Origin of the sequence: Kocuria marina (assembly GCF_000786655.1) — a bacterium.
Taxonomy (GTDB): Bacteria; Actinomycetota; Actinomycetes; order Actinomycetales; family Micrococcaceae; genus Kocuria; species Kocuria marina_A.
This window is the reverse complement of sequence record NZ_JROM01000021.1, coordinates 175,551-194,393: the sequence shown is the minus strand read 5'-3', so window position 1 is coordinate 194,393 and position 18,843 is coordinate 175,551. Positions and strand designations below refer to the sequence as shown.

The window sequence follows — 18,843 nt, the reverse complement described above, 5'->3', positions numbered from 1 at the left end:
GGTGTCCCGGGGCAGAATCGGGTCAACGTAGGCGCGTCACCACGGTTTCGAGGTCCGGGTCGGCCCGGGCGGTGCACTCCCCGAGCCCCCGGGTGAGGAGTCAGTTTTGGCCATCCGTCCGCAGCAGGTCCATCCCGTTCCCGATCCACTCGTGCGCGCACTCGAGGCCTTGCGCCACGAGCTCGACATCCCCGACGACTTCCCACCGGCCGTGCACGACGCCGCCGTGGCCGCTGCCGCCGCACCGCGCCTACCGTCCCTGGACCGCACGGACCTCGAGCTCGTCACGATCGATCCGGAGGGTTCTCGGGACCTGGACCAAGCGGTGCTCATCGAACCCGCGGACCGCGGTTTCACCGTGTGGTACGCGATCGCCGACGTCGCCGCGTTCGTGCACCCGGGCGACCCGATCGATGTCGAGGCCCACCGCCGCGGCCAGACCCTCTACGCCCCGCACCAGCGCACGCCGCTGCACCCTCCCGAACTCTCGGAGGACGTCGCGAGTCTGCTGCCGGACACCGTGCGCCCCGCCGTCCTGTGGGAACTGGGACTGGACGAACAGGGCGCACTCCGCAGCACGAAAGTGCGGCGGGCCCTCGTGCGCAGCCGCGCCCAATTGACGTACCGGGAGGTGCAAGACCGGTTGGACGCGGGGACCGCGGACCCGTCCCTCACACTGTTGCGCACCGTGGGGCAGCTGCGGGAACGGATCGAACGGGAACGCGGCGGGGTGAGCCTACGCATCCCCGAGCAGGAAGTGGTGATCGATCACGAGCAGTGGCGCGTGGTCCACCGCAGCGCGCTGCCCGTGGAGGGGTGGAACGCCCAGATCTCGCTGCTCACGGGCATCGCCGCCGCGCAGTTGATGCTCGACGCCGGGACGGGCCTGCTACGCACCCTGCCGCGGGCGGCCGACTCCGCGATCCGCAAACTGCGCGCCGCCGCGGCCGCCCTGCGCATCCCGTGGCCCGAGGACGTCAGCTACCCCGAGTTCGTGCGAATACTCGATCCGCAGCTCGGGACGCACGCCGCCATGCTGTACGCGTGCACCCTGTTGTTCCGCGGGGCCGGGTACGAGGGGTTCCACGGCGCGCCCCCGGAGAATCGCGAACACTCGGCCCTGGCGACGTCGTACGCGCACGTGACCGCGCCGCTGCGCCGGCTCGTGGACCGCTACGGCAGCGAGGTCTGCCTCGCGATCAGCGCCGGGGAACCCGTCCCCGACTGGGTGCTCGAGGCGCTGCCGCAACTGCCGGCCGAAATGGAGGCGTCCGCGCGCAAGGCCTCGGCGTACGAGCGCGGGATCGTGAACATGGTCGAGACGCTCGCGCTGTCCGCGCACGTGGGCGAGGAGTTCACGGCCACCGTGGTGGAGGTCAAGGACGACGGCGCTCGCGGCACCATCATCATCCGCGAACCGGCCGTCGAGGTCACCCTCAAGGCCCCCGATCTGCCGCTGGGCGAGGAGGTTCGGGTGCGTCTCGTACGGGCCGACGTCGCGGAGGGCCGTGCCGAGTTCGAGCTCGTGTCCGACGTCGCCGGGTGACGGGGCGCGGTCCGGCGCCTCGTCGCAGGGACCGGTCAGGCGGCGTCGTTAACCTGGGAGCGACGACGAACAACAGGAGGCAGTCATGTCCGTGGTGAAGATCAATGCCATCGAGGTCCCCGAGGGTGCCGGTGCCGAGCTCGAGGCGCGGTTCGCGGCGCGCAAGCACGCGGTGGACGGCGAGCCCGGTTTCGAGGGGTTCCAGTTGCTGCGCCCAGTCGCGGGGGAGAACCGCTACTTCGTGGTGACCACGTGGGCCACCCAGGAGGACTTCGAGGCGTGGCGGGACGGCAACGCCAAGGCCGCGCACGCCGGGGGTCAGCGCAAACCGGTGGCCACGGGGGCGTCGCTGCTCGAGTTCGAGGTCGTGGACCTGGACGCCGCCGGATCCTGAGTCGGTGTACCCGTGAGGGGTCTCCGGGGTCGGCTCCCCGAGCGACGACCGAGTCGCGGTGTGATTCGTGACCGGCCCTCCCTGGCGGGAAGGCGTGCTCCCTGCCAAGCTGGACAGGGACCCCGTAGAGAAGGAGTAGCACGATGACCGACACCATTTCCGGCATCTCCGTCCCGGACAGCACGCTCGCCCGGGAGATCACCGAGTACATCCGGGACAACGAGGACGACCTGCTCTACCACCACTCCCGCCGGGTGTTCTTCTTCGGTGCGCTCGTGGGGCAGGCCCAGGACCTCAGCGTGGACCACGAGCTGCTGTACGCGGCGGCCATGTTCCACGATCGCGGTCTCACGGAGACCTACTCGGACTCCACGCTGCGCTTCGAGGTGGACGGCGCCAACGAGGTCCGCGAGTTCCTCCTGGAACGCGGCGCCTCCCACGAGCGGGCCCACAACGCGTGGCTCGGGATCGCGCTGCACACGACCCCCGGGGTGCCGGAGTTCATGGCCCCGGAGATCGCGCTCGTGAGCGCCGGTGTGGAGACGGACGTCCTGGGGATGCACTTCGACGAGGTCACAGACGCCCAGCGTCAGGCCGTGGTGGAGGTCCACCCCCGCCCGAACTTCAAGAACCGGATCCTCAAGGCGTTCAACGACGCCAACGTGCACCGCCCGCACTCCACGTTTGGGAACATGAACGCGGATGTCCTGGAGCACTTCGACCCGGACTTCAAGCGGGACAACTTCGTGGAGATCATCAAGGCGAACCCCTGGAGCGAGTGAGCTCCGGCTCCGGCTGACGCCCTTTCCCTCCGCCCGTCCACCGCGAGCTACGACTCGCAGGTGGGCGGGCGTTGCTCGTCTCTTGACCGACTGAGCCTTGCGAAATACCCCTGGGGGGTATACGTTGAGGAAGGCGGGTATGAGTCACCGGCACCCCTGCGAGTGGGCCGACTACGTACCCGCGGGGTAGTTTCGCGAACCCCCGCGCGGGGAGGGAGAGCAGGACACGATGACTGATCCGACCGCGCGGCAGCGCCACGCTGACGCAGGACACGCCGGCCATGTCGAACACCCCGGGCACGCCGGCCACGGCGACCACGTGGCCCGGTTCCGTCGGCTCTTCTGGATCAACCTGATCATCGCCGTTCCGGTCGTAGCGTTCTCCCCGATGTTCGCCATGATCATCGGCTACTCGGTGCCGGGCTGGGCCGTATGGATCGCTCCGGTGCTGGGAACCGTGATGTACGTGTGGGGTGGCCGGCCGTTCCTGACCGGTGCGTGGAGTGAGCTGAAGAACCGGCAACCCGCGATGATGCTGCTCATCGCGCTGGCGATCACGGTCGCGTTCCTGGCCTCGTGGGCCGCGACCCTGGGCATCGTGCACCACGAACTCGAGTTCTGGTGGGAGCTTGCCCTGCTGATCGTGATCATGCTGCTGGGCCACTGGATCGAGATGCGCTCCCTGGCGCAGACCACGTCCGCGCTGGACTCCCTCGCCGCCCTGCTCCCGGACGAGGCGGAGCAGGTCGAGGGCGACGACGTCGTGACGGTGGACCCGGCGCAGCTGGAAGTGGGCGACGTCGTCGTCGTCCGTCCCGGAGGCAGCGTGCCCGCGGACGGAACCATCGTGGACGGCCGCGCGGACATTGACGAGTCCATGATCACCGGCGAATCGCGAGCGGTGACCCGCGGCGAGGGGGACGCCGTGACCGCGGGAACCGTGGCCACGGATTCCGGCCTGCGCGTGCGGATCACCGCGACGGGCGAGGACACCGCGCTGGCGGGCATCAACCGGCTGGTCGCGGAAGCGCAGAACTCCTCGTCCCGGGCGCAGCGCCTCGCGGACAGGGCTGCCGCCTGGTTGTTCTGGTTCGCCCTGGGCGCCGCGCTCATCACCGCCGTCGCGTGGACCGTGTCGGGAGCCCCGGAATCGGCCGTGGTCCGCAGTATCACCGTGCTCGTGATCGCGTGTCCCCACGCGTTGGGTTTGGCGATCCCGCTCGTGGTGTCCATTGCGACGGAGCGCGCCGCGCGCGGCGGTGTGCTCATCAAGGACCGGCTGGCCCTCGAATCCATGCGGCGGGTGGACGCCGTGCTGTTCGACAAGACCGGGACCCTGACCAAGGGTGAGCCCGTGGTCACCGGCGTCGACGCGGTCGGCGATCTCGACGAGGACCGCGTTCTCGCCCTCGCGGCATCCGCGGAAGCCGATAGCGAGCACCCGCTCGCGAAGGCCATCGTGGCCGCCGCACGTGAACGCGGTCTCACGGTAGAACCGGCCGAGGGATTCTCGTCCTCGCCTGCCGTGGGTGTGCGGGCCACCGTGGCCGGTCAGGAGATCAGTGTGGGCGGCCCGCGGCTGCTCGAAGAAACCGGACAGCCCGAGATCACCGCGGCCGGGACGTGGCGTGAGGAGGGCGCAATCATCCTCCACGTCCTGCGGGACGGCTCGGTGATCGGCGGGGTCAAACTCGCGGACGAGGTCCGCCCCGAATCCCGTGACGCCGTGGACGCGCTGCATCGGCTGGGCGTGGAGGTCGTGATGATCACCGGTGACGCCCAGGCCGTGGCGCACGAGGTCGCACGCGAACTCGGCATCGACCGCGTCTTCGCCGGGGTGCGTCCCGAGGACAAGTCCGCGAAGGTCGCCCAGCTTCAAGGGGAGGGCAAGAAGGTCGCGATGGTCGGCGACGGCGTCAACGACGCGCCCGCTCTCGCGCAAGCGGACGTGGGGATCGCGATCGGCGCCGGGACGGACGTCGCGATCGCCTCGGCGGGCGTCATCCTGGCCAGCTCGGATCCCCGCAGCGTGCTCTCGGTCATCGAGCTCTCCCGGGCCACCTACCGGAAGATGACGCAGAACCTCTGGTGGGCCGCCGGTTACAACCTGATCTCGGTGCCGTTGGCCGCCGGTGTCCTGGCGCCGGTCGGGTTCGTGATGCCCATGTCGGTGGGCGCGGTGCTGATGTCCCTGTCCACGGTGGTGGTGGCTCTCAATGCCCAGCTGCTCCGGCGCATCGACCTCACACCCGAATCGAGCGCGCGGGAAATCCTGGAGAACGAGGGGTAGCGCCCGGGTCCACGACGACGCTGCGCCCGTCTACTCCAGCGCCTCACCCAGCTCGAGCCACCGCAGCTCGAGCTCGTCCAGCTGCTCCTGCAGCTCGGACTTCTGCGCCGCCAGCTTCCCGAGCCCCTCGAAGTCCGAGGGGTCCGCGGCGGCCATGGTCCCGTCCAATGCCTCGATCTGCTCGCCGAGTTTCTGCATCTTGCGTTCGACGGCGCCCAGTTCCTTCTGCGCGGCCCGCGCCTCCGCGCCGGTCAACCGCGGCTCGGAGGGAGCGGCGTCGTCGGCGGAGGACGTAGCTGCAGTGCCAGAGGAGGAAGAGGACGCCGCGAGCGGGTTGGACGCCCCGGAGGAACCGGCTGCGGTACCGGATGCCGCGGTCGCCGAGAGCTTGAGGTACTCCTCGACCCCGCCGGGGAGGTGCCGGAACTGGCCGTCGATCACCGCGTACTGCTGATCGGTCACCCGCTCCAGGAGATAGCGGTCGTGGGAGACCACCAGGAGGGTCCCGGGCCACGTGTCCAGGAGGTCCTCCATGGCGGCGAGCATGTCCGTGTCCAGGTCGTTGGAGGGCTCGTCCAGGATCAACACGTTGGGCTCGTCCAGCAGGATGAGCAACAGTTGCAGACGTCGCTTCTGCCCGCCCGAGAGGTCCTTGACCGGGGTCTTCAGCTGCGCGGAGGAGAATCCCAACCGCTCCAACAGCTGGGTTGGGGTCATCTCCTTGCCGTCGGTCACGTAGGAGATCTTCTTCCGGGCGACGACGTCCGAGACCCGGTCGTTCGCGACGTCCTCCAGCTCGGCGAGCTGCTGGGTCAGGGTGGCGATCTTGACGGTCTTCCCGCGCTTGACCCGCCCCGTGGTGGGCTCCACGGCACCCGTGACGAGCCCCAACAGCGTGGACTTGCCCGCGCCGTTGACGCCCAGGATGCCCGTGCGCTCCCCGGGGGCGATCAACCACGTGACGTCCTGCAGCACGCGGGTCCCACCGGAGGCGCCAGACGACGAGGCGCCCGAGGCCCCGGGGGAGGGGAACTCCACCGACACGTCCTCGATGTCCACCACGTCCTTGCCCAACCGGGACACCGCCATCCGGGACAGCGACACGGAATCGCGCGGCGGCGGAACGTCGGAGATCAACTGGTTGGCGGCGTCGATGCGGAACTTGGGCTTGGACGTGCGCGCGGGTGCCCCGCGGCGCAGCCACGCGAGCTCCTTGCGCATGAGGTTCTGCCGCTTCTGCTCCACCACGGCGGCCTGCCGGTCGCGCTCGACCCGCTGCAGCACGTACGCCGCGTACCCGCCCTCGAAGGGTTCCACGATCCGGTCGTGGACCTCCCACGTGTCGGTGCACACGGCGTCCAGGAACCAGCGGTCGTGGGTCACGACCACGAGCGCCCCCGAGTTCTTGGACCAGCGGCTATTGAGGTGTTTCGCGAGCCATGTGATGCCGTCCACGTCCAGGTGGTTGGTGGGCTCGTCCAGGAAGATCACGTCCCAGTCGCCGGTCAGCAGGCTCGCGAGCGCGACCCGGCGGCGCTGCCCACCCGAGAGCTGCCCCACGGGGGTGTCCCAGTCCACGTCCGAGACGAGCCCGGAGATCACGTCCCGCACCTTGGGGTCCGCGGCCCACACGTAGTCGGGCACGTCCCCCACCACGGCGTGGCCCACGGTTTGGTCCGGGTCCAGCGTGTCCGCCTGGTCGAGCATGCCCACGGTCGTCCCGCTGCGCACGGTCACCCGCCCGGAGTCCGGTGCGATGCGCCCCGCGAGCAGCCGCATGAGTGTGGATTTGCCGTCCCCGTTGCGACCCACGATCCCGATCCGGTCGCCCTCGTCGATCCCCACGGTGACCGAGTCGAACACGGTCTTGGTGGGGTACTCGAGATGTAAGTTTTCTCCGCCGATCAGATGAGCCACCCGGCAAGGATACAAGCGCGCACCGACGCCCCGCGGCGTCGTCGTGCCGATCGCACGGCCCGTGACGCCGCCCCACGCCCGGGGTACGACGACGCCGCGACCGTGCCCGCGCCGACTCGCCGCGGCGTCGTCCCCCCGTCCCGCGGGTGTGCGAGACTGTGTGCCATGCACGACGCGACAGGACGCGGGGAGACGCCCGCGGGAACCGTCCTGGACGAACCCCAGGACCTCGCCGCGGCGGTGGCCCGGATCCGTGAGTTCCCGGGCCCGGTGGAGATCACGATCGGCGGGGACCGCCCCGTGGGGCCGCACATGGGTTCGCTCGTGCGCCGCCAGACCGCTCTACGCCTGCGCGAGGCCGGCGCGGAACCCCTGTTGTTACGCGCTCCCGTGGCCGTGGACGACGACATCCCCGACGAGGGCGTGCTCGCCGCCGTGGACGACGCCCTGGGGCTGTGCCGCGGTGTGGGCGCCGGGTGGCTCGTGCTCGCCCTGGGCGGGGTGGCACACCGGGGGCGGCAACGGCAGCGGCTGTACTCAATGCTGGCCGCGCTCGCGGAGGCCGCGTCCCACCGCCAGGTCAAGCTCATGGTGCAGAACAGCACGGTCGTGGAGGAAGTGGACATGCTCATGGCCCTGCTGGACCGCGAGTACGACAACGGCACGCTGGACGTCACCGCCCCGGACGTCACCTCCATGGCGTGGGACGTCTCGCGTTCCCGGGCCGCCGGACAGGCCGACGACGCCGCGTGGGAGTACGTTCGCCGCGCCGCCGCACGCGCGCCCGTGCTCGTGCGCGGGATCACCGTGGAGGACGCCGAGACCCTGTCCCGGGGGCTGCCCGGATTCCAGGAGAACCGTGCAGCGGGGCGGGTTCTGCTCGTGCTGACGCGCTGAACGCAGATGATAAAGTGACGTCTCGTGCGTCCTCCGGGCGCACGCACATGTTGGCGCCCGCGGGTGACAACGCTCCGCCATGGTGTAATTGGCAGCACACCGGCCTTTGGAGCCGTGAGTCTAGGTTCGAGTCCTAGTGGCGGAACGCACGACACATCGAGGCGTAGATGGCCCCCCACCGCCTCACGAGCAACCAGAGGAGTCTGCTCCGTGAGCACCATTGACACCGCGAGCACCGGGCAGAACCCCGCCGCCGTCATCGTCCTGGCCGCGGGTAAGGGCACCCGCATGAAGTCCAAGACCCCCAAGATCCTGCATGAGATCGGGGGTCGCTCCATGCTCGGCCACGCCTTGAAGGTGGCCCGCGAGCTCGCGCCGCAGCGCATCGTGGCCGTGATCCGTCACCAGCGCGATCTCGTGGCCGAACACATCGCGGCCCTGGATCCCGAGGTCCTGACCGCGGACCAGTCGGACGTCCCGGGCACCGGCTCCGCCGTGGACGCGGGCCTCGAGGTGCTCGACGCCGAGACCCCCGTGAGCGGCACCGTGCTGGTGACCTACGGGGACGTCCCCCTGCTCACGGTGGAGACGCTGCGCGATTTCGTGGCGCACCACGACTCCCACGGCAACGCCGTGACCGTGCTGACCGCCGATCACCCCGAGCCCGGCAAGTACGGCCGCATCCTGCGGGACGAGCGCGGCGAGTTCACCGAGATCAAGGAGTTCAAGGACGCCACGGACGCCGAGCGTGCCGTGAGCGAGGTCAACTCCGGGATCTTCGCGTTCGACGCCGCGGTGCTGCGGGACGCGCTGTCCCGCGTGGACACCGACAACGCCCAGGCGGAGAAGTACCTCACGGACGTCCCGCGTCTCGCGCGCGAGGCCGGCCACCGCGTGGACGCCCTCAAGATGACCGACTACATGGAGCTCGAGGGTGCCAACGACCGCGTCCAGCTCGCGGCACTGGGGCACTACCTCAACCAGCGCACCCTGGACATGCACATGCGCAACGGGGTGTCCATCGTGGACCCCGCGACCACGTGGATCGACGACACCGTGGAGCTCGAGGCGGACAGCACCGTGCTGCCCGGGACCCAACTGCACGGGCGTACGCGGGTCGCGGAGGACGCCGTCGTGGGCCCGGACACCACCCTGACCGACGTGATCGTGGGCCGCGGAGCGCACGTCACGCGCACCCACGGCAGCGACTCCGAACTGGGCGCGGGCGCCACGGTAGGCCCCTTCGCGTACCTGCGCCCCGGCACGGTCCTGGGCGAGGACGGCAAGATCGGCACGTTCGTGGAGACCAAGAAGGCCACGATCGGGCGCGGCTCCAAGGTCCCGCACCTGTCCTACGTGGGGGACGCGACGATCGGGGAGAACTCCAACATCGGCGCGGCCTCGGTCTTCGTGAACTACGACGGCGTGGCCAAGCACCACACCACGATCGGCAACGACGTCCGCATGGGTTCGGACAACATGTACGTGGCCCCCGTGACCGTGGGCGACGGCGCCTACTCGGGTGCCGGGACCACCGTGCGCAAGGACGTCCCCGCCGGGGCCCTGGTGCTCACGGAGGGCAAGCAGGTCATCGTGGAAGGATGGGTGCAGGAGCACCGTCCCGGAACCGCGGCGGCACGCGCGGCCCAGGCCGCTCAAGACTCTGACCGCGACGACCACGCCTGAGTCCGGGCGTACGGCACGCGAGCAGTGATCCACAGGAATTCAAGGAAAGCGAGTTCACATGACCGGCATCACCAACACGGGTTCGAACCGCATGGTTCTGCTCTCGGGTCGGGCCCATCCCGAGCTCGCCGAAAACATCGCCCGTGAGCTGGGCACCGAACTGGTCCCCACGGACGCGTACGACTTCGCGAACGGTGAGACCTACGTGCGCTTCGGTGAGTCGGTGCGCGGCGCGGACGCGTTCCTGATCCAGTCCCACCCCGCACCCATCAACCAGTGGTTGATGGAGCAGCTCATCATGCTGGACTCCCTCAAGCGGGCGTCCGCCAAGTCCATCACCGTGGTCAGCCCGTTCTACCCGTACGCGCGCCAGGACAAGAAGCACCGCGGCCGCGAGCCCATCTCCGCGCGCCTGATCGCGGACCTCTACAAGACCGCGGGCGCGGACCGGCTGATGTCCGTGGACCTGCACACCGCGCAGATCCAGGGCTTCTTCGACGGACCGGTGGACCACCTCATGGCCATCCCGCTGCTGAGCGATTACGTGCGTTCCGTGGTGGACGTGGACAACGTGACCGTGGTGTCCCCGGACACCGGCCGCGTGCGCGTGGCCGAGCAGTGGGCCGAGCGCCTGGGCGGTGCGCCGCTCGCGTTCGTGCACAAGACCCGGGACATCACCGTGCCCAACCAGGCGGTGTCCAAGGAGGTCGTGGGCAACATCAAGGGCCGCACGTGCGTGCTCATCGACGACATGATCGACACCGGCGGAACCATCACCGGCGCCGTGAAGGTGCTCAAGGACCAGGGCGCACAGAACGTGATCATCGCGGCCACGCACGCCGTGTTCTCCGGTCCCGCGGTGGAGCGGTTGTCCTCGTGCGGCGCGGACAAGGTGGTCGTGACCGACACCCTGCCCGTGCCCCCGGAGCACCAGTTCGAGAACCTCGAGGTGCTCTCGATCGCCCCGCTGATCGCCCGGGCCATCCAGGAGGTCTTCGAGGACGGATCGGTCACGAGCCTGTTCAACGGCCGCTCCTGACGGACTGCCGCTGATGTGAACGGTCATCCGGCCTTACTCATGGGGCAGGATCCGCGACCGCGCCCGGTACCGCGACCATTGGGCGCGGGCCCTTCAGGGTGACCGATACGACGAAGGCCGGGGCGGCATATGCCACCCCGGCCTTCGTCGTGCTCGGCAGTCGTGGTGTCCGGGGCGCATCACCCCGGGCACCACGGCATCACAACCGGCTGATCCGGGTCCCGCCGTATACGGTGTTGTAGCCGATCACGTATCCGTTGGAGAACTGCTGACGGATCTCGTAGCCCGCGCGGTACTCGTCGGTCGTGGGATAGCCCAGGCCACGCTCCATACCGGACTTCGCCCAGCGCTGACCGATCGCGCCGTACTCCTTGACCGCGCGCGAACCCGTGCGCGGGGACCACATGACCTTGGTGGACTTACCGGACGGGGTACGGAAGACCTGGTAGGCCCCGCCCGCCAGCGAGCGCTCCTCGGTGATCGGGAAGCCGTAGCCGCGTTCCCGTCCGGCGCCGATGAACTTCCCGCCGATACTGCTCGTGTTGCGCACCATGTGCCCGCCCGTGGTGCGGTGCCAGTACGCGGTGGACTTCACGCCGTTGCGCACGAACTCCTGGTACCGGCCGCCGTTCGCGGCGTTGGCCTCGGGGCCCACCGGGGTGCCCCACTTCGCGGCGCCGCCCGTGGCGCGGTAGATCGCGCCGATGCCGCCGGCCACGGAGTAACCGGTCGCGCGCCCGCCCAGCGGGGTGTAGTTCGACGACGACGCCAGGGCCTGCAACTGCGCCCACGAACCGCCGTACACGTTCGAGTCACCCGAGAAGGGCCCGCTGTCCGTGTACTGCCAGATGTCGTAGCGCGACCAGCCGTTGGGGTACCACTGGGGTGCCGTGACGCCGTAGGACGCGAGGTGCAGGGGGTGGTCGTTGAACTGCGCCGTGTTGCCCGTGCAGGTCTGCCACCAGTCCGCGGTCGTGTAGATCGCGGGCAGTCGACCGGTGCGCTGCTTGTAGCGGTCCGAGAAGGACTTGATCCACGCGGTCATCTGCGGCTGGGACATGTTGTAGCACGTGCCGCCCAGGGAGGCGTAGGGGTTGTACTCGATGTCCAGCAGGCCGGGCAGGGTCTTGCCGTCCGAGGACCAGCCGCCGCCGTTGTTGATGAAGAAGTCCGCCTGGGCGGCACCGGAGGACTGGGAGGGCAGCGCGAAGTGGTACGCACCGCGGAACATGCCCACCCGGTACGAGCCCGTGTACTGGTCGTTGAAGGCCTCGGAGCGGTAGCCCGTTCCCTCGGTGGCCTTGACGTAGGCGAAGCGTGCGCCGGCGGCGTACTCCGCGCTCCAGTTCACGGCGGGCTGCCACCCGGAGACGTCCATGCCCTGGATCCCGGCCGGGATCCAGGTGTTCTCCCGGATCACGAGGGACATGGAACCGGCCGGGCCGATGCCCGTGGCGCCCGCGGCCTGCGCCGAGGCACTCGCGGTGGCCTTCGGGTTCGCGCTCGCGGACGGTGTGGCGGGGGTCTTGGGCGACGGCGCCGCGGTCGACGGCGCGGCGGAGGGTTTCGCGGCCTCGGGGCCCAGGACCTTCTCGGCCACCTTGTCGAGTTCCTTCTCGGACGCCTCCGAGAGGTTGGTCGTGGCCGCCATGGACTTCATCTTCTGGCCCATGGTCGCACCGGGGTTCTTATCACCGGTCTTGGGTGGGGCCGTGGGCAGCCGGGGGTCGTTGACGACCGTCTCGAGTTCGCGGGTTTCCACGGAGACCACTTTCCCCTTCTCGGGGTTGAGGTTCTCCGCGGGATCGTTGGCCGCCGTGGCGGGCATGAAGGTGGTCAGTGCCAGGACCGCGGCGGTCACGGCAGCGGGCAGCACTGATTTTCGGGGGGAGATCATACGCGTAGCCTTTACTGCGTGTGGGGGGAGCCACTCGTTGGGGGGAAGGCGAGCGGCCAGGGGGGACGCACTAGAAAGTGTAAGTGGTCACCCAGGAATTCGATGTATCTCACACGCAATGGGCATCACGATTGCATTTCGAGAAGAAATACTTCTGATTTCGACCTCAGTAGGCGCCTTCGGAGGCGAAGACCGCACGCACGGTTCGCAGCATGATCACCATGTCCTGCACCGGCGACCAGTTCTCCACGTAGTACAGGTCCAGACGCACGGTCTGGTTCCAGTCGAGGTCCGAGCGACCGGAGACCTGCCACAGGCCGGTGATCCCGGGGCGCACCCGCAAGCGGCGGTAGACGTGCTGCTCGTACTTGTCCACCTCGCTGGCCAGCGGCGGGCGGGGCCCCACGAGGGACATGGTGCCGTTGAGCACGTTGATGAACTGCGGCAGCTCGTCCAGGCTGAACCGGCGCATCCACTTGCCGGGTGCGGTCACGCGGGGATCGTCCTTCATCTTGAAGAGCACGTCCCCCTGGGACTCGTTGGCGGCCATCAGGGCGGCCTTGCGTTCCTCGGCGTCCGTGTACATGGAACGGAACTTGAGCATCCGGAACCGGGTGCCGTCAATCCCCACGCGCTCCTGCGCGAAGAACGCGGGACCGCCGTCGTGCGCCTTGACCAGGATGCCCAGCACGAGCATCACGGGGAAGAGGATGATCAGCGCGGCCAGAGAGCCGGTGACGTCGATGATGCGCTTGACGATCTTCTTGGACCGGGTGAAACGCGGGGTGGCCACGTGGATTAGCGGCAGACCCACGAGCTGCTGGGTGTGGATCCGGGGTCCGGCCACGTCCGTGAGCCCGGTGTTCATGACCAGTCGGATCCGCTCGTCCGCGAGCGCCCAGCCCAGGTGGCGGATCTCAGTGGTGTTCAGGGGTACAGCGGCGGCCATCACGAGCGTCTCGATGTCGTGCTCGCGGCACGCCTGCATGATCCCCTGGACGCTCGGGCGTTCCTCCGGCGCGAGTGCGTTGACGGGTACCCGCACGGAGTGCAGGGACTGCGGCAGTTGGTGGTGCGAGGTGGGCATATAGACCGCCACGGGGTTGAACCCGGCGTCCGGGCGACTCTGCAGCTCTCCAACAAGTTCCACCGCCCCCGGGAAGCGACCCACCACCATGGTGCGGGACATGTTGAGCCCGTTCTTGCGCCGCTGCATGAGTTGACGCCGCGCCCACATGCGTCCTGCGAAAAGGGCCAGTGTGCCGAGAGGCAGCGCGATCAGGATGTACCCGCGCGCCGTGGGCACGTTGAAGGCGTAGGAGGCGATGGCGATCGCGGCGAACAACGTGAGCGAGGCCGTGACGAGCTGCTTTGCCTCCTCCGCGCCGTTACCGATCAGCCGCACACCGCGGGTGCCGCGCAGCTCGAGCCACAGCCACCACCCCACGGCCAGCAGCAGCCCCACGAGCCAGTAGGGCACGGGCAGCACGTCCACCTGCAGCAACCCCTGCAGCCAGCCGAACCGCAGGGCCTGGGCCGCGGCGAGCGCGAGCACCAGGGACAAAGCGTCGTAGATCCTCAGTTCCGTCTGGTAGCTCTCGCGCCACGACAGGTGCTTGTGTTTCTGGCTTGCATGTTGGAACACGGTCGACGAACCTTCCCCCAAAACCGTTCGACGGCGAGACGCCCCACGCGCTCGCTCCGATGCGTGGACCGTTCCCAACGAGTCCCCGCACCGCGGTGTTCATCTCCCCCGAGATTTACGCCCGCTAATTAGTCAACATACTCTCTCACCTGCTCGAATATCCCCGGAGTTCATGAATCGGTACAGAATTGTGGACATGTGACGTCCTTGACGGGGCCGCGTCGTCGCCCGCTTGGGGGTCAAACCCGGAGGCGGCGCCGGGGGTGGGGCACGTGCTATCGTGGGCCCGTTGCCAAGGCGAGGGGGCGGTCGTCCCGCCCCGTTATCGACGACGGCTTGTGGATCCTTATAATCCACCGCGACCGGTGAGTGCATCCCGAGCGGTGGGCGAGTGGGGTACCGCACCACGTCGGTCGTAACAACGTTCGGGACGCACGGTGCGAGCACCTCCACCGTGACTCGGACGGTCTGACGGTAACCAACCAGACCCACGATCGAAGGAGACCCACCATGGTGGACGTCATCACCATTCCCGCGACCCTGCGCACCGAGTTCGGCAAGGGCTACTCCCGCCGCGTGCGCGCCAACGACCAGATCCCCGCCGTGATCTACGGCCACGGTGCCGAGCCGCTGCACGTGATCCTGCCGGGCCACGACATGATGCTCGCGTCCCGTAACTCCAACGCCGTGCTCGAGATCGACGTGGACGGCGAGGGCCACCTCGCGATGATCAAGGACGTCCAGCGCCACCCCGTGCGCCCCGAGATCCTGCACATCGACCTGCTGACCGTGCGCCGCGGTGAGCGTGTCGAGGTCGAGATCCCCGTGACCGTCGAGGGCGAGGTCGCCGCGACCGCCGTGCACAACGTGGAGGAGAACGTCCTGCTCGTCGAGGCCGACGCGCTGAAGGTTCCTGAGAACGTCGTCGTGGACATCGAGGGCCGCGAGGCCGGCGAGCACATCTACGCCGCGGACGTGACCCTGCCCTCCGGTGTCACGCTCGTGTCCGACCCCGAGCTGCTGGTCATCAATGTGTCCGAGCCCGTGGAGCAGGATCTGGGTGAGGAGCCGGAGACCGAGGACGTCGAGGGCGAGACCGCGCAGGAGTCGGCCGAGGAGTCCTCGGACGACGAGTGATCCAAGTGGTCGCCCGTCCGTAACGGGTTGAGGCGATGTGATGAGCGGCGGCAAGCACCACGTGTGCCTGCCGCCGCCGTCGTCCCCGGGTCCGGACACGGGGACGGCAACGAACAATCCGACACTCGATACGGTGCGGGACGAACGAGCGGGGCCCCGCACGGAAGAAGGGACACGAGATGACGCAGCGGACGCTGGTCGTGGGACTGGGCAACCCGGGGGACCGCTACGCGGGGACCCGGCACAACATCGGTGCCATGGTCGTGGCCGAACTCGCGCAGCGCGCCGGCGTGAAACTCTCCGCCCACAAGGCGCGCGCCGCCGTGGCGGAGACCCGGATACGTCCGGGGGCGCCGCGACTCGTGGTGGCCCAGCCCTTGAGCTACATGAACGTCTCCGGGGGGCCTGTGAGCGCGCTGGCCCAGTACTACTCCCTGGGTGCGGACGAGCTCGTGGTGGTCCACGACGACGTTGACCTGCCCTTCGGTGCCGTCAAGCTCAAGCGCGGTGGTGGGGAGGGCGGTCACAACGGGCTGCGGGACATCACCAAGGCTCTGGGGACTAGGGATTACATCCGGGTTCGCGTGGGCGTGGGTCGACCCCCGGGACGCATGGATACCGCCGATTATGTGCTCAAGCGATTTTCCGGCGCGCAGGCCAAAGAACTGCCGCTGCTCATCAGTGACGCCGCCGACGCCGTGGAAATGCTCAGCGAGCGGGGCTTGACCGCCGCGCAACAGTACTTCCACGCCAGATTGTCCTGACACCGGGCCGGGTTCTCGCGTCCGGCCCGCGCCGGCCGGTGACACCGCGGACCCGGCCCATAGTGACGGTGGGCTCAACACTGCGTAATCACCATTCGTCACCGTGCTCGCACCGGACTACGGTCGAAATGCCCGTAGCGTTCGTCAAGGAGCGGAAGCTCGTAAGAAGGAGTCATGCCCACAACCCCCTTGGACAACGAGCAGGTCTTGAGGCTGAAGCGGGATTTCCCGCTGCTCACCGAATCGCAGGTGGCGGGTCATCCGTTGGTGTACCTAGACACCGGTGCCACCTCCCAGGTGCCCCTGGCGGTCGCTGACGCGGAACGCGACTTCACCCTGCATCATCGTGCAGCAGTCCACCGCGGCGCCCACACGCTGGCCGTCGAGGCCACGGATCTCTTCGAGGACGCACGGGCCACGATCGCGCACTTCGTGGGTGCGGACCCTTATTCACTGGTCTGGACCTCCAACGCCACCGAGGGGCTGAACCTGCTCAGTTACGCGATGTCCAACGCGACCGCAGGTTCCAATGGTTCCGAGAACGCGGAGCGGTTTCGAGTGGGGCCCGATGATGAGATCGTCACGACCCAGGCGGAGCACCACGCGAATTTGATCCCGTGGCAGGAACTGGCAGCCCGCACGGGTGCGAGCCTGCGCGTGGTTCCCGTGGACGCGCGCGGTCTGATCACGCCCCAGGCGGTTGCCGACACAGTCTCGGAGCGCACCAAGCTCGTCGCGTTCACTCACGTGTCCAACGTGACCGGTGCGATCACGGATGTGCAGGCCATCGTGGGGGAGGCCCAAAAAATCGGCGCGCTCACGGTTCTCGATGCGTGCCAATCCGTGCCGCACATGCCCATAGATTTTCCCGCGCTCGGCGTGGACTTCGCCGTGTTCTCCGCGCACAAGATGCTGGGTCCCACGGGCATCGGCGCGCTCTACGGTCGCCACGAGTTGCTCAATGCGTTGCCCACGTTCCTCACCGGCGGCTCCATGATCACCGAGGTCACCACCGAGCATGCTCGCTATCTGGACTCGCCCGTCCGCTTCGATGCCGGTACCCAGCGCATCAGCCAGGCCGTCGCCTGGGCTGAGGCCGTGCGATACCTGCGGGCGATCGGCATGGGCCGGATCGAGGCGTGGGAGGCCGAACTCGGCCGTCAGTTGGCACGAGGTGTCACCGAGATCAACGGCGTTCGTCTCATCGGTCCCGAACCCGGGGTGGAGCGCGTGGGCCTGGTCAGCATTGACGTGGCCGGGGTGCACGCGCACGATGTGGGTCAGCTCTTGGATGCCGCGGGAATTGCCGTGCGCGTTGGTCACCACTGCGCCCAGCCGCTCCACCGCGAATTGGGCCTCACGGCCAGCACACGCGCAAGCACGTATTTGTACAACACCACCGACGACGTCGATCGCTTCCTCGACGAGCTTTCGCGTGTTCGCGGCTACTTCCGGGCGGAGGGCGCATGAGCGCTGAATTGGACCAGCTGTACCAGACCATCATTTTGGAGCACTCGCACAAGCGCAGTGGGGAGGCGAGCCAGGACGTTTCATCCGCTGGTGAGCGCAGCGGAGTGTCGCATCAGTACAACCCCACGTGCGGTGATGAAATCACCGTGCGGGTGACGGTGACAGGCGGGGAGACCCCCACGGTAGAGGCCGTGGAGTGGAACGGCGAGGGCTGCTCGATTTCCATGGCGGCGGCGTCGGTGTTAGCGGAAACGGCACCGGGATTGAGCCTGCCCGAGCTGGACACGTTGATTGAGCACTTCCGTGACATGCTGCGGTCGCGTGGCCAGGTGACTCCAGATGAAGAGATCCTGGGTGACGCCGCTGCTTTCGCGGGGGTGTCCAAGTTCGTGGCGCGCGTGAAGTGCGCGATGCTCAGCTGGGTGGCCGTCGAGGACGCCGTGAAGCACGCGGCGTCCAAGACCGTCTAAACGGTATCTAGTGACCCGTCTGTCGTGGAGGGGTTGCGGGCCGGGGCCTCCCTCACAGAGATTCGTGGGTTACCGGACATGCCCGGCTGACTTCAGATTACGTTCACATTCGGTCCTGGATCCGCCAGCTGCCCGGGCCGGTGGCGGTGACCTAGGAGGCCGCCCCATCGGTTTCGGGTCATCTCGGGTGTTGAACGCAGACGGGATCCGGTGTGTGGTGGCGGCCCCTCGAAGCTGCAACGGTCTTTTGGGGACCGGGTGAAAACTGATGCGAAGGACGCGGTGCACCTGGCCCGCCAGTACTTGGAATCCCCGGCCACGCGGATGGCTTTTGATGCCGAGCACGAGACGGTTCTGGCCACTGCGGACCGCCGTGACCGACTGGATCAAGCAATTACCAAGATGGCCGCCGAGTCCCAATTCGCCGAGGTCGTCCACTGGCTGGGGTGCTTGCGCGGGATCTCCACACTGACCGGCTTCGGGCTGGCAGTGGAGATCGGGGACTGGCACCGCTTCACCGGTAACACCATCGGGGCCTTCGTCGGGCTGGTGCCCTGCGAGCACTCCTCCGGAGCCAGCAGAGTACGAGGACCGATCACCAAGACCGGTAACACCCATGCCTGGCGGCTGCTGGTCGACGCAGCCTGGCACCACCGCCGGGCATACTGCATCGGCAAGATCATGCGGGACCGCTGGGACCTGGCCCCGGCTGCGGCTCGGGCCCGCGGCGATGCCAGCAACCGCAGATTGCACAACCGCTGGGTGCGGATGCTTGAACGGAAGAAGCGCTACACGATCGCTAACGTGGCTATCGCACGGGAGCTGGCCGGGCGGTGCTGGTCCTTGGCCGTGATGGATGAGCAGATGGGCGGGGTGGCCACCGGATAGGTCTCCCGCCCCTACAAGCCG

General features: G+C 68.4%; 14 protein-coding genes, 1 tRNA gene and 1 pseudogene. 13 read left to right on the top strand and 3 right to left on the bottom strand.

From position 1 onward, the window contains the following. Nucleotides 1-106: 106 nt before the first annotated feature. The 4 genes from AS25_RS06660 to AS25_RS06645 all read left to right on the top strand — a co-directional run bounded on the left by AS25_RS06660 (nt 107) and on the right by AS25_RS06645 (nt 5,012). Nucleotides 107-1,546, top strand: a complete 1,440-nt coding sequence (locus tag AS25_RS06660; RefSeq protein WP_035963656.1) for an RNB domain-containing ribonuclease — start codon at nt 107-109, stop codon at nt 1,544-1,546. An 85-nt stretch (nt 1,547-1,631) separates the two neighbouring features. Further along, nucleotides 1,632-1,940 (top strand): antibiotic biosynthesis monooxygenase family protein, encoded by a 309-nt coding sequence (locus AS25_RS06655; protein ID WP_035963653.1) that lies wholly within the window; start codon nt 1,632-1,634, stop codon nt 1,938-1,940. Nucleotides 1,941-2,083: 143 nt separating this feature from the next. Beyond that, entirely contained in the window at nt 2,084-2,722 is a 639-nt protein-coding gene (locus AS25_RS06650) for an HD domain-containing protein (RefSeq protein WP_035963652.1), read from the top strand. 229 nt (nt 2,723-2,951) lie between these two features. Next, complete coding sequence (locus tag AS25_RS06645; RefSeq protein ID WP_052160770.1) at nt 2,952-5,012, top strand: heavy metal translocating P-type ATPase; 2,061 nt, start codon at nt 2,952-2,954, stop codon at nt 5,010-5,012. A gap of 30 nt (nt 5,013-5,042) precedes the next feature. On the opposite strand, the gene AS25_RS06640 is transcribed toward AS25_RS06645, so the two are convergent. Further along, nucleotides 5,043-6,929: an ABC-F family ATP-binding cassette domain-containing protein gene (locus tag AS25_RS06640; RefSeq protein WP_035963650.1), complete on the bottom strand. Its 1,887-nt coding sequence runs from the start codon at nt 6,927-6,929 to the stop codon at nt 5,043-5,045. Nucleotides 6,930-7,094: 165 nt separating this feature from the next. Between AS25_RS06640 and AS25_RS06635 the strand changes: the two genes are divergently transcribed. The 4 genes from AS25_RS06635 (at nt 7,095) to AS25_RS06620 (ending at nt 10,551) form a co-directional block, all read left to right on the top strand. Continuing rightward, complete coding sequence (locus AS25_RS06635; RefSeq protein ID WP_035963648.1) at nt 7,095-7,826, top strand: hypothetical protein; 732 nt, start codon at nt 7,095-7,097, stop codon at nt 7,824-7,826. A 73-nt stretch (nt 7,827-7,899) separates the two neighbouring features. After that, nucleotides 7,900-7,971 (top strand) — tRNA-Gln (locus tag AS25_RS06630). A gap of 65 nt (nt 7,972-8,036) precedes the next feature. Beyond that, nucleotides 8,037-9,512: a bifunctional UDP-N-acetylglucosamine diphosphorylase/glucosamine-1-phosphate N-acetyltransferase GlmU gene (glmU, locus tag AS25_RS06625; protein ID WP_035963647.1), complete on the top strand. Its 1,476-nt coding sequence runs from the start codon at nt 8,037-8,039 to the stop codon at nt 9,510-9,512. A gap of 58 nt (nt 9,513-9,570) precedes the next feature. After that, entirely contained in the window at nt 9,571-10,551 is a 981-nt protein-coding gene (locus tag AS25_RS06620) for a ribose-phosphate diphosphokinase (protein ID WP_035963644.1), read from the top strand. Between the two features lie 199 nt (nt 10,552-10,750). On the opposite strand, the gene AS25_RS06615 is transcribed toward AS25_RS06620, so the two are convergent. Together AS25_RS06615 and AS25_RS06610 are read right to left on the bottom strand one after the other, a co-directional pair. Continuing rightward, complete coding sequence (locus AS25_RS06615) at nt 10,751-12,448, bottom strand: GH25 family lysozyme (RefSeq protein ID WP_035963643.1); 1,698 nt, start codon at nt 12,446-12,448, stop codon at nt 10,751-10,753. Between the two features lie 166 nt (nt 12,449-12,614). Next, on the bottom strand, nt 12,615-14,093 hold the full coding sequence (locus tag AS25_RS06610; RefSeq protein ID WP_035963918.1) for a sugar transferase: 1,479 nt from the start codon (nt 14,091-14,093) through the stop codon (nt 12,615-12,617). A gap of 510 nt (nt 14,094-14,603) precedes the next feature. Between AS25_RS06610 and AS25_RS06605 the strand changes: the two genes are divergently transcribed. From AS25_RS06605 to AS25_RS06585, 5 genes and pseudogenes are all read left to right on the top strand, one after another. Next, the gene (locus tag AS25_RS06605; RefSeq protein WP_035963640.1) at nt 14,604-15,230 is read left to right on the top strand and encodes a 50S ribosomal protein L25/general stress protein Ctc; all 627 of its coding nucleotides are present in this window, start codon (nt 14,604-14,606) and stop codon (nt 15,228-15,230) included. Nucleotides 15,231-15,409: 179 nt separating this feature from the next. Beyond that, the gene (gene pth, locus AS25_RS06600; RefSeq protein WP_035963638.1) at nt 15,410-15,994 is read left to right on the top strand and encodes an aminoacyl-tRNA hydrolase; all 585 of its coding nucleotides are present in this window, start codon (nt 15,410-15,412) and stop codon (nt 15,992-15,994) included. 174 nt (nt 15,995-16,168) lie between these two features. Next, entirely contained in the window at nt 16,169-17,464 is a 1,296-nt protein-coding gene (locus AS25_RS06595; protein ID WP_035963636.1) for an aminotransferase class V-fold PLP-dependent enzyme, read from the top strand. Further along, entirely contained in the window at nt 17,461-17,934 is a 474-nt protein-coding gene (gene sufU / locus AS25_RS06590; RefSeq protein WP_035963634.1) for a Fe-S cluster assembly sulfur transfer protein SufU, read from the top strand. The genes AS25_RS06595 and sufU overlap by 4 nt, the downstream gene beginning before the upstream one ends. A gap of 83 nt (nt 17,935-18,017) precedes the next feature. After that, nucleotides 18,018-18,822, top strand: a pseudogene (locus tag AS25_RS06585) (transposase); the annotation flags it as partial. Nucleotides 18,823-18,843 lie beyond the last annotated feature (21 nt).